6 protein-coding genes are annotated in these 11,800 nt (G+C 71.8%); 3 read left to right on the plus strand and 3 right to left on the minus strand.

What is annotated here, in order from left to right; translation table 11 throughout:
* Window positions 1-36: 36 nt before the first annotated feature.
* Entirely contained in the window at window positions 37-2,610 is a 2,574-nt protein-coding gene (gene glgP / locus ACFVS8_RS03330; RefSeq protein WP_387057535.1) for an alpha-glucan family phosphorylase, read from the minus strand.
* 82 nt (window positions 2,611-2,692) lie between these two features.
* Between glgP and ACFVS8_RS03335 the strand changes: the two genes are divergently transcribed.
* Both ACFVS8_RS03335 and glgB read left to right on the plus strand, forming a co-directional pair.
* Entirely contained in the window at window positions 2,693-4,711 is a 2,019-nt protein-coding gene (locus tag ACFVS8_RS03335; RefSeq protein ID WP_387057537.1) for a maltotransferase domain-containing protein, read from the plus strand.
* Window positions 4,708-6,924, plus strand: coding sequence for a 1,4-alpha-glucan branching protein GlgB (gene glgB, locus ACFVS8_RS03340; protein ID WP_387057539.1), 2,217 nt, complete (start codon window positions 4,708-4,710; stop codon window positions 6,922-6,924). Before ACFVS8_RS03335 ends, glgB begins: the two co-directional genes overlap by 4 nt.
* A gap of 123 nt (window positions 6,925-7,047) precedes the next feature.
* Here glgB and ACFVS8_RS03345 read toward each other — a convergent pair whose 3' ends face one another.
* Both ACFVS8_RS03345 and ACFVS8_RS03350 read right to left on the minus strand, forming a co-directional pair.
* Window positions 7,048-7,989, minus strand: coding sequence for a co-chaperone YbbN (locus ACFVS8_RS03345; RefSeq protein ID WP_387057541.1), 942 nt, complete (start codon window positions 7,987-7,989; stop codon window positions 7,048-7,050).
* A complete protein-coding gene (locus tag ACFVS8_RS03350; RefSeq protein WP_387057543.1) occupies window positions 7,986-9,968 on the minus strand; it encodes a hypothetical protein in 1,983 nt (660 codons plus the stop codon). Before ACFVS8_RS03350 ends, ACFVS8_RS03345 begins: the two co-directional genes overlap by 4 nt.
* 203 nt (window positions 9,969-10,171) lie before the next feature.
* Here ACFVS8_RS03350 and ACFVS8_RS03355 point away from each other — a divergent pair, with 203 nt between their 5' ends.
* The gene (locus tag ACFVS8_RS03355) at window positions 10,172-11,788 is read left to right on the plus strand and encodes a DivIVA domain-containing protein (RefSeq protein ID WP_387057545.1); all 1,617 of its coding nucleotides are present in this window, start codon (window positions 10,172-10,174) and stop codon (window positions 11,786-11,788) included.
* The last annotated feature ends 12 nt before the right edge of the window (window positions 11,789-11,800 follow it).

Below are 11,800 nucleotides of genomic sequence, written 5' to 3' on the forward strand. Positions count from 1 at the left end.
GTCCGGCCGCGACCCGCGTGCCGGACGACCCCCGACTCACTCGGCGACCGCGACCAGGCCGAGCTCCGCGGGCGAGACGAGCAGCGGATGCCTCGGCACGACCCGCACCGTGTAGCCGAACGATCCGGCGCGGTCGAGCGTGATCGTTCCGGTGTACAGCTGCGGGCCCTCGGCGGTCGCGCCGGCATCCGTTCCGGTGATCGTGGGCGTGAGCGGGGTGCGCCGGGCGTGCTCGATGCGCTCGTCGGACCTGCTGCGCCCGTGCACGGCCTCGACCGTCACGTCGTCGACCGAGAGCCCGCCGAGGTCGACGTGCGCCCGAAGCTGCAGCTCGTCGCCGACGTGCGGTGCGTCGACCCCGCCGGACTCGACGTGCCCGACCCGCACGCCGGGCCAGGCGGTGCGCGCACGGTCGAGGTACGCGGCGAGCTCCTTCGCGCCGCGGTCGCCGTCGGCGGCGACCCGGTCGGCCTGCTCGGCCGCCGGGCGGTAGAGCTCCTCGACGTACTGCTTGACCATGCGATCGGCGCCGAGTTCGGGCGCGAGCGTGCTGAGGGTCGTGCGCACGCGGCGCACCCACTCCTCCGGCACGCCGTCGTGGTTCCGCTCGTAGTACCGGGTCGCGACCCGATGCTCGAGCAGCTCGTAGAGCGAGGCCGCCTCGAGCGCGTCGCGTTCGCCGGCGTCGCCCGCCGCATCGGCCGAGGGGATGACCCAGCCGTAGTCCTCGCCCTGGTACTCGGCCCACCAGCCGTCGAGGATCGAGAGGTTCAGGGCACCGTTCATCGCGGCCTTCATGCCGGAGGTGCCGCAGGCCTCGAGCGGGCGGAGCGGGTTGTTCAGCCACACGTCGCACCCGGGGTACAGCAGCTCGGCCATGCCCATGTCGTAGTCGGGCAGGAACACGATGCGCTCGCGGAGCTCGGGCTGCGCCGCGAACTGCACGAGCTTCTGGATCAGCCGCTTGCCCTCGTCGTCGGCGGGATGCGACTTGCCGGCGATCACGAACTGCACCGGGCGGTCGGGGTTCGTGAGGATGGCCTTCAGCCGCTCGGGGTCCTGGAGCATGAGCGTCAGGCGCTTGTAGGTCGGCACCCGGCGGGCGAACCCGACCGTGAGCGTGTCGGGGTCGAGCACGCGTCCGACCCACTTCGGCGGCTGCGCGCCCGCGTGCTGCTCGCTCCACGCCGCCGCGAGGCGGCGCCTGGCGTCTTCGACGAGCTGCAGCCGCATGCCGCGCTTGACGCCCCAGAACTCGGCGTCCGAGAGCGCCTCGCTCCGCCAGTCGGCGTGCTCGGTGTCGCCGGTGCCGAGGTTCGACTCGGCCAGCGCGACGAGCGCGGGGTCGGTCCAGGTCGGCGCGTGCACGCCGTTCGTGATCGAGGTGATCGGCACCTCGTCGCTGTCGAAGCCGGGCCACAGGTCGCCGAACATGCGTCGGCTCACCTCGCCGTGCAGCTTCGAGACGCCGTTCGCGTGCTGCGCGAGGCGCAGGCCCATGATCGCCATGTTGAACGCGCCGGTCGCGGGGTCGGCGCCCGGCTCCACGCCGAGGGCGAGCGCGTCGGCGAGCTCGACGCCCGGCAGCAGCGACGACGTGAGGTAGCGCTCCACGAGTCCGCGGTCGAACCGGTCGATGCCGGCGGGCACGGGCGTGTGGGTCGTGAACACGGTGCCGGCCCTGACGAGCTGCAGCGCCTCGGCGAACGAGAGCCCCTCGCCGATGAGGGTCGAGATGCGCTCGAGCCCGAGGAACCCCGCGTGCCCCTCGTTCATGTGGAACACGTCGGGCGCGGGTCGCGAGGTCAGCTCGGCGTACGCCTTGACCGCCCGCGCCCCGCCGACGCCGAGCAGGAGCTCCTGCAGCAGGCGGTGCTCGCCTCCGCCGCCGTACAACCGGTCGGTGACCGACCGCAGTGCGTCGGTGTTGGCGGGGATGTCGGTGTCGAGCATGAGCAGCGGGATGCGCCCGACGGCGGCCGTCCAGACCCGCGCGTGCAGCGAGGCGTCGTCGGGCAGCGCGAGCGTGACCTGCACTGGCGTCCCGTCGGGATGCCGCAGCAGCGACAGCGGCAGCCCGTCGGGGTCGAGCACCGGGTAGCGCTCCTGCTGCCAGCCGTCGTCGGTGATGGACTGCGAGAAGTAGCCGGCCTTGTAGAACAGTCCGACGCCGATAAGCGGCACGCCGAGGTCGGAGGCCGCCTTCAGGTGATCGCCCGCGAGGATGCCGAGTCCGCCGGAGTACTGCGGCAGGGCCGCCGTGATGCCGAACTCGGGCGAGAAGTACGCCACGGTCCGCGGCACGTCGGCGCCGAGCGACTGGAACCAGCGCGGCTCCTCGAGGTACCCGCGCAGGCCGGCTCGTTCGCGCTCGGCCCACTCGACGAATCCGCCGTCGGCGGCGAGCTGCTCGAGGCGTTCGGGGCCGACCTCGCCGAGGAGCGTCACGGGGTCGCGGTTCGACGCGCGCCACAGTTCGGGATCGATGGCCTCGAACAATCGCCTGGTCGGCTCGTGCCACGACCAGCGGAGGTTGGCGGCGAGCTCCTCGAGCGCGGCGAGCGGAGTCGGGACGACGGCACGGACGGTGAACTTGCGAATGGGCTTCACGGCACCAACCTACGTGCCGTGCATGTCGAATGTGTGAACGTCGGCACGCCCGGGCGCCGCATTCCGCGCTACGGTCGTTCACGTGAGCACCCGATCCGTTCGCGCCGGTCGCATCCCCGTCACCCGGCTCTCCCCCGCCGTGCCCGACCCCCGCTGGCACCCGAAGGCCTTCGAGGGCGAGGTGGTGCCGTTCCGGGCGAACGTGTTCCGCGAGGGGCACGACCAGGTCGGCGCGATGCTCGTGCTCACCTCGCCGTCGGGCGTCGTGCACCGCGAGCGCATGGCGCTCACCGCGCCGGGCACCGACCGCTGGGAGGCGAGCGCCATGCTCGACGAGCTCGGCGAATGGCACTGGCACGTCACGGGGTTCGACGACGAGATCGGCACGTGGCGGCACGACGCCGCGCTGAAGATCGACGCCGGCGTCGACGTCGAGCTCATGTTCGAGATCGGTGCGCGACTCCTCGACCGTGCGGCCGCCGAGAAGACGCGACCGTCGGCCGCCCGGCGGCGCCTGACCGCGATCGCGACGCAGCTGCGCGACCCCGCGACATCCGTCGACGAGCGTCGTGCCCTGGTCGACGACCCCGCGTACGCGGAGTTCGTCACCCGCCCCCTCGCGCTGCTCACGACCGACTCCGACGAGCACACGATCCTCGTCGAACGCCGCCGCGCCGGCGTCGGCTCGTGGTACGAGTTCTTCCCCCGCTCGGAGGGAGCACGGAGGCTCAAGAACGGCACCTGGAAGTCGGGCACGTTCCGCTCGGCCATGAAGCGGCTCGACGGCGTGGCCGCCATGGGCTTCGACGTGCTCTACCTGCCACCGATCCACCCGATCGGCGTCACGAACCGCAAGGGGCCGAACAACACGCTCGACCCCGCCCCGGGCGACCCCGGCTCGCCGTGGGCGATCGGCGGCCCGCTGGCCGACGGCACCATGGGCGGGCACGACGCCGTGCACCCCGACCTGGGCACCCTGGCCGACTTCCGCGCCTTCGTGCGGCGGGCGAACGCCCTCGGCATCGAGGTCGCGCTCGACCTCGCCCTGCAGGCCTCGCCCGATCACCCGTGGGTGACCGAGCACCCCGAGTGGTTCACGGTGCTGCCCGACGGCACCATCCGCTTCGCCGAGAACCCGCCGAAGAAGTACCAGGACATCTACCCGGTGAACTTCGACCTCGACCCCGAGGGCGTGTTCGCCGAGGTCGAGCGCATCGTGCGGCACTGGATGAAGCAGGGCGTGCGCATCTTCCGCGTCGACAACCCGCACACCAAGCCGCTCGCGTTCTGGGAGCGGCTCATCGGCGCGATCAACGCGACCGACCCCGACGTCGTGTTCCTCGCCGAGGCGTTCACCCGCCCCTCGATGATGCAGGCGCTCGCGATGGCGGGGTTCCAGCAGTCGTACTCCTACTTCACGTGGCGCAACACCAAGGAGGAGCTCGAGGAGTTCCTGACGAGCGTGTCGCAGCAGACGGCCGACTTCATGCGGCCGAACCTGTTCGTGAACACGCCCGACATCCTCACCGAGTACCTCCAGTTCGGCGGCCCGGCCGCCTTCACCGTGCGTGCGACCATCGCCGCGACGGCCGCGCCGAACTGGGGCGTGTACTCCGGCTTCGAGCTCTTCGAGTCCGTCGCCCGCCCTGGCGCCGAAGAGGCCATCGACAACGAGAAGTTCGAGTACAAGCCGCGCGACTTCGCGGCCGCCGAGGCCGCGGGCAAGTCGCTCGGCCTGTATCTCGGCATCCTGAACGGCATCCGTTCCGCCCACCCAGCGCTCGGGCAGCTGCGCAACATCCGGTTCCACGCCAGCGATGACGACTCCGTGCTCGTGTACTCGAAGCACCTCGAGGGCCGGTTCACGCCCGACGGGGTCGACGACACGGTGCTCGTGGTCGCGAACGTGGACCCGCATTCCGTGAGGGAGACCACCGTGCACCTCGACCTCGACGCCATCGGCCTCGCGCCCGGAGCGCGCTTCACCGTCGAAGACCTCGTGACCGGCAACCGCTGGGAGTGGGGCGACTCGAACTACGTGCGCCTCGACGCGTTCACGCGCCCCGCCCACGTGCTGCACGTCGTGCGGGGTCTCGAATGACCGAGCGGATGCCCGTGGCGGGCCCCTCGGTCGCCGACGAGGTGCTGCTCGCGGTCGCCGAGGGCCGCCACGCCGATCCGCACTCGGTGCTCGGCCAGCACCCGATCGCCGTCGGAGCGGCCGGGGCCGGGCGGGCGGACACCGCGCAGACCGTGATCCGGAGCCGTCGGCCGCTCGCCGACACCGTCGAGGCGGTCGTCGCCGAGGGGCCGGCGGTGCCGCTGCAGCACATCGGCCACGGGGTGTGGGCCGGGGTCGCCGACGCAGGTCCGCGCGACTACCTGATCCGCGCGACGTACGGCGACGACGAGTGGACGAGCGAGGAGCCCTACCGGTTCGCCCCGAGCATCGGCGAGCTCGACCTGCACCTCATCGGCGAAGGCCGGCACGAGGAGCTCTGGCGCGTGCTCGGCGCCCACCGCCGATCGCACTGGGGCGTCGCGGCGCCCGTCGAGGGCACCTCGTTCACGGTGTGGGCTCCGCGGGCGCGGGCGGTGCGCGTCGTCGGCGGCTTCAATCGATGGGACGGCACCTCGCACGCCATGCGCAGCATGGGCTCGACCGGCGTCTGGGAGCTCTTCGTGCCCGGCGTCGAGGCGGGCACGACCTACAAGTTCGAGATCCTCACGGCCTCCGGCGAGTGGGTCATGAAGGCCGACCCCATGGCCAGGCAGGCCGAGATCGCCCCCGCGACGGGGTCGATCGTCTCGACGACCTCGCACGAGTGGGGCGACGGCGACTGGATGTCGGCGCGTGCCGCGACCAACGTGCACGAACGCCCGATGAGCATCTACGAGATGCACCTCGGCTCGTGGCGGCCCGGCAGGTCGTACCGCGACGTGGCCGACGAGCTCATCGAGTACCTCGGCTGGCTGGGCTACACGCACGTGGAGTTCATGCCCCTCGCGGAGCATCCGTTCGGCGGGTCGTGGGGCTACCAGGTGACGGGCTACTACGCCGTGACCAGCCGGTTCGGCTCCCCCGACGACCTCAAGTACCTCATCGACCGCCTGCACCGGGCGGGCTACGGCGTGATCATGGACTGGGTGCCCGGCCACTTCCCGAAGGACGGCTGGGCGCTCGCGCGCTTCGACGGCGAGGCGCTCTACGAGCACCCCGATCCCCGGCGGGGCGAGCAGAAGGACTGGGGCACCTACGTCTTCGACTACGGCAACCCGCGGGTGCGCAACTTCTTGGTCGCGAACGCCCTGTTCTGGTTCGAGGAGATGCACGTCGACGGCCTCAGGGTCGACGCCGTGGCCTCGATGATCTACCTCGACTACTCGCGTGCCGACGGCGAGTGGGAGCCGAACATCCACGGCGGGCGCGAGCACCTCGAGGCCATCGGGTTCCTCCAGGAGGCGAGCGCGACGGCGTACAAGCGCAACCCCGGCATCGTCATGATCGCCGAGGAGTCCACGTCGTTCCCGGGCGTCACCGCGGCGACCTCGAACGGCGGACTGGGCTTCGGCTACAAGTGGAACATGGGGTGGATGCACGACACCCTGCAGTACATCGCGAAGGATCCGATGTACCGCTCCCACCACCACCACGACCTCACGTTCTCGTTCCTGTACGCGTTCAGCGAGCACTTCGTGCTGCCGATCAGCCACGACGAGGTCGTGCACGGCAAGGGCTCGCTCATCCGCAAGATGCCGGGCGACCACTGGCAGCAGCTCGCCAACGTGCGCGCCTACCTCTCGTTCATGTGGGCGCACCCCGGTAAGCAACTGCTCTTCATGGGCCAGGAGTTCGGCCAGCTCTCCGAGTGGAGCGAGGAGCGAGGCCTCGACTGGTGGATCCTCGAGCAGCCCAGCCACAAGCAGCTCGCCGAGTTCGTCGGTGCGCTGAACCGGACCTACCGCGAACAGGCCGCGCTCTGGCAGCTCGACGACGAGGCCGCGGGCTTCGAATGGGTCGAGGGCGGCGCAGCCCAGCAGAACGTCGTCGCATTCCTCCGCTACGACCGCGAGCGACGCCCGCTGCTCTGCATCGTGAACTTCTCGGGCGTGCCGCACGACCGAGTGCGGTTCGGGCTGCCGATCACGGGCCGCTGGCGCGAGATCCTGAACTCGGATGCCGCGCAGTGGGGCGGATCCGGCGTCGGCAACCTCGGCGGGGTCGACGCCACCGCGACGCCGTGGGCCGGGCGCCCGGCCTCGGCCGAGTTCACCCTTCCGCCGCTCGGCGCCGTCTGGTTCACGCTGGACTGAGCGCTCGAATGCGAATCGGGCCCCGCCGCGCGGCGGGGCCCGATTCACGAGGCGTCGGCCAGAGACATCCGGATCGGCGCCATCCGGATCGACTCAGTCCGGATCGACGCCGTCCGGATCGACTCAGAAGAGCATGTTCGTGAGGCGCCTGCGGGCGACCGCGACCCTGGGGTCCTCGGTGCCGACGACCTCGAAGAGCTCGACGAGGCGCTCGCGCACGAACTTCTTCTGATCGGCGTCGAGCTTCGGGAACATCGTGAGCAGCCGATCGAAGGCGTCGTCGACGTGCCCGCCCGACAGGTCGAGGTCGGCGACGTCGAGCTGCGCCCCGAGGTCGTCGGGTCCCGCCGCGGCGGCGTTGCGGATCGACTCGAGCGTCTTGCCGTTCAGCCGGCCGAGCAGGTTCGCCTGCGCCAGGCCCGCCACGGCCATCTGGTCGCGGGGGTCCTGGGCGATCGCCTTCTTGTACGCGGCAGCGGCGGCAGCGAAGTCGCCGCCCTCGATGGCGTCGTACGCCTCCTGGTGCAGGGGCGGCAGCGGCGGCTCCTCGGGCTCCTGCGGTGCGGCATCGGGGTCGCCTGCGGCATCCGTCGCCTCGACCGAACCGGTCACGCCGTGCTGCGAGGCGAGCTCGAGCAGCTGGTCGAACACCTGGTCGATGACCTCGTCGGGCTGGACGCCCGCGAAGAGCGGCACGGGCTGCCCGGCGACGACGGCGACGACGGTCGGCACGGACTGCACCTGGAAGGCCTGCACGAGCTGCGGGCTGCGATCGGCGTCGGCCGTCGCGAGCACGAGGCGGCCCGCACGCGCCCGCACGAGATGGTCGAGCGCGGCGACGAGCTCCTGGGAGGGTTCGCTCCACGAACCCCAGACCGCGACGACGACGGGCACGGTGCGCGAGAGCTCGAGCGCCGAGGCGAAGCCCTGGTCGTCGGTCGCGAACACGACGCTGCCGTCGGCCGGGGCCGGAGCCGCCGTCGAGTCCGGCTGCTGCGATCGCTGCACGAGCGACGAGAGGTCGACGGCGCCGCGGAGCGCGGCGTGGGGGGTGGGGTCGGTCACGGTACCTCCGATGCGCCGATGAGTCCCTCGGACCACCCGAGGAGCCGGATCTGCTCGTCCGAGCCGACGGCCGGGACGTAGAACACCATCTGGATGCCGATCACGCGCTGCACGCCCTTCGCGCTCTTGCCCGTGAAGCCGGACAGCGCAGCGCCGGGCGCACCCTCCTGGAAGCCGATCGTGCCGCCGTCGTTCGGCGTGACCTTCTCGGTCTGCTCGATCGTCGCCGTCACGAGCGCACCGGAGTCGTTCGTCGCGAGGGCGATCGTCGGGCCGTCGCCGACCGCGTTCGAGAACGCGATGTCGGCCGTGGGCGAGGACGCCTTCAGGTCGTCGCGGATGACCTGCTGGCCGGCGACACCGAGCTGCTCGCGCAGCAGGTCGCCCTCGGGGTCGAACATCGCGGCGAACTCGGAGTCGTCGCCCTTGATGAGCACGTCGGCGTATGCGGCGCTCACCTGGTCGGGCTGCATCACCAGCCCCTTGAACTCGGGCGAGATGAGCGGTGCGCCAATGCTCGCCGGAGCCACCTCGGGCACGTCGGCGTCGGGCGCCAGCGACATCGCGTAGACGACCTTGTAGTTCTCGCGCGGCGAGGCCTGCTGCAGGTACAGGGCCGTGGGAGCCACGGTCGGGTCGTCGGAGGCCTTCTCGATCACGAGCACCGTGCGGCCCGTCGCGGGCCAGCCGGCGACCTGCTGCGGGAGGATCAGGGTCGGCGTCGTCGCGGGAACCGCGACGGGGCCGGCCTGGTCGGGCAGGGTGGTGCGGATCGCGTAGTTCGCTCGTCGCGCCTCGAGCGCAGGGCCCGTGAACCGCTCCTCGGCCTTGTCGCCGTCGAGGGCCTCGTCGGCTGCGGCAGCGCTCTCGGCCACGCGGGCCATGATGCGCTCCATCTGGGGCACCGTGACGGCGGGCACGAGCGGCTCGGTCACGGGCTCCTCGCCGTCGGGCTCCTCGGTCGCCACGGGGTCGACCGGCGGCGCCGTCGTGGCGGGCGCCGTCGTCGCCGGGGGCTGGTCGAAGCTCGGCCAGTAGTCGGGCGAGCACGCCGTCAGTGCGAGCGCCGGCAGCAGCAGCACGGGCACGAGCGCCACGCGCTTGGAACGGCCGATCGCACGTCGGCCGCCGCCCATCGGACCGCGGCGGAGCTCGGCGGGCTTCGGCCCGCTGCCGGCACGGCCCTTCGGCAGGTTCCGGCGCGGACCGCGTGAGCGGCGGTGGTGCACGAAGCCCGAGATCACGAGCACGATGCCGATGAGGAAGAGGACGCCGCCGCCCAGCAGCAGGGGCCCGGCCCACGGCGTCGCATTGTCGAGCGGCCAGGTGAGCGACAGCCGCGACGGGGCGGGGTTCGTGCCGTCGGAGGCGATCAGCACCGCGATGTCGGCGGGGACGTCGATGGTCGTGGTGACGGTGCGCTCCCCCGAGAGCTCGTCGAGCCAGAGATCGGAGCCGACCGGCGAGTTCGCCGGCACGGGCTCCAGCGCGCCGTCGGCGGAGGCGTCCGCGTCTGCCTCGGCGGCCGCGGTCGGCTCGGGAGTCGGCGTGGGCGTGGTCGTCGGCGAGGGCCGCGACGTCGCCTCCGCCCCCTCGCCGGCCGTGCCGTCGTCGCCCGTGCCGTCGCCGGCGCCGCCCTCGTCGTCGGTCGCGACGTCGCGCGAGTCGGTCGCGACCAGTGCGTCGGCGTCGGCGTCGTGGGTGATCGCGACGTAGGGCGAGTCGCCGATCCACGCCTCGACGTCGTCGAGGCGTCCGTACGCCAGGAACACGGTGTCGGTGCCCGACGCGGTCAGGGTCTGCTTGCCGGTGTGCGCGGCGAGCGCGCCCGGCTCGACCACGACGTAGGCCGCATCGGACTCGATGCTCGACGTCAGTGAGACGCGGTCCGGCTCGAGGAACACCGTGCGCTGCGCGATGCCGAATCCGATCATCACGGCGGCTGCGGCGAAAGCCAGAATGGCGAAGACGAATCGCACGTTACCTCCGGTACCGCCTGGGGCGGCATTGAACAAAGACATCCAACCCTACCGGGATCCGCCTGTGAGTCGCCTCCGTCGGTGCCGAACGGCACTCAGGGCGATCTCGGAGCGACTCGTTCCCGACCCGCTGCCGCGCACCCGTAGAATCATGTGATCCCGCACGAGCCCCCACGAACGCGGGACAGAGCCCGGAGGAAGAATTGGCCGTCGAAGAGACCGAGTTCACGCAGGTGTTCCGCGGATACGACAAAGACGAGGTCGACAAGTCCATCAACGGACTTCGCCGCGACGTCATCACCGCGAACAACCAGCTGACCGAGCAGGCGAAAGAGAACAAGCGACTGCTCGCCCGCATCGAAGAGCTGAGCGCAGAGCTCGAAGAGGTCGGCAGCCCGACCTTCTCGGGCCTCGGCACCAAGCTCGAGAACACCCTCCGCGTCGCGGAGGAGCAGTCCACCCGCCTGATCGCGCAGGCCGACATCGACGCCGAGAAGCTGCGTCGCGCCGCCGAAGACGAGGTGCACCTGCTCCGTTCCGACGCGAACGAGCTCGCCGAGCGCACGCTCGCCGAGGCGCGCGCCCAGGCGGCGCGCATGCTCGAGAACGCACGCGCCGAGGCCGACGACATGGTCTCGCGCGCGCACGAGTCCAGCGAGCAGCTCCGCAACGACGCCGCTCGGGATGCCGCGGCGATCCGCGGTGCCGCGACCACCGAGGCGGCCGACCTGCGTTCGAGCGGCAAGCGCGACGCATCCGCCGCCCTGGCCGCGGCCGAGCGCAAGGCGTCCGAGATCCTCGTCTCGGCCAACGACGAGGCCTCCGAGGCGCGTGCGACCGCCGCCGGACTCACGCAGGAGACCGAGCAGACCCGCGCCGAGGTCGCGATCGAGCTCGACCGCGCCCGCGCCGAGCTCGCGAAGGAGACCGAGCAGGCCCGCATCGACCTCGCGACCGAGACCGAGCAGTCGCGCCTCGACCTCGCACGCGACGCCGCCGAGGCGCGCGCCGCGCTCGACGCCGAGACCACCGAGCGTCGCGCCGCCCTCGTGCACGAGCTCGAGCAGGCCCGCACCGACCTCGACCTCGAGCTGGCCGCGAGCCGCGCCGAGGTCGAGCAGCAGCGCAAGCAGGCGGCCGTCGACATCGAGCGCGAGGCCGAGCTGGCCCGCGTGAAGCTGCAGAGCGAGCTCGACCGCCTGCGCGCCAAGCACGCCGCCGACCTCGACCAGATGCGCGCCGACCTGACGCTCGAGCAGGAGCAGGCCCGCGCCGACTTCGACGCCGAGTCCGAGCAGTCCCGCATCGACCTCGACAACCAGCTGACGTCGATGCGCAAGAAGACCACGCACGAGGTCAACCGCATGCGTCGCGAGATCGAGAAGGCGCACCTCGACCTCGAGGCCGAGCTCGCCGCGAAGCGCGACGAGGCCGAGCAGGAGCTCCTCCAGAGCCACCAGGAGGCCACCAGCCAGACGCAGAAGTTCCTGGAAGACGCGAACGCCGAGCTCGCCGAGGCGACCGCGCGCACCGCCGAGAGCCGTGCAGAGGCCGAGCGACTCGAGACCGAGGTCCGCGGCGAGATCGCGAAGCTCCGCGACAAGGCCGACGACGAGGCGCGCGAGCGCATCGCCGACGCCCACACGCAGGCGCGCAAGCTCATCGCCGACGGCGAGGAGCGCACGCGCGCCCTCGTCGCAGACGCCGAGGACCGCCTCTCGCAGATCAAGATCGAGCGCGACGCGGTGGCCGGCTACTTCGAGAGCCTCCGCGGAGTGCTCACGCAGGCCGAGCAGGTCGCTGCCGCGAGCCGCGGCTAGTCCCCGCCGTCA

It is taken from the genome of Agromyces sp. NPDC058110, assembly GCF_042884735.1.
Taxonomy (GTDB): Bacteria; Actinomycetota; Actinomycetes; order Actinomycetales; family Microbacteriaceae; genus Agromyces.

What these genes read in the sequence shown, in the direction of transcription:
- glgB (WP_387057539.1), top strand. Translation starts at nt 4,708, where the DNA reads ATGACCGAGCGGATGCCCGTGGCGGGCCCCTCGGTCGCCGACGAGGTG.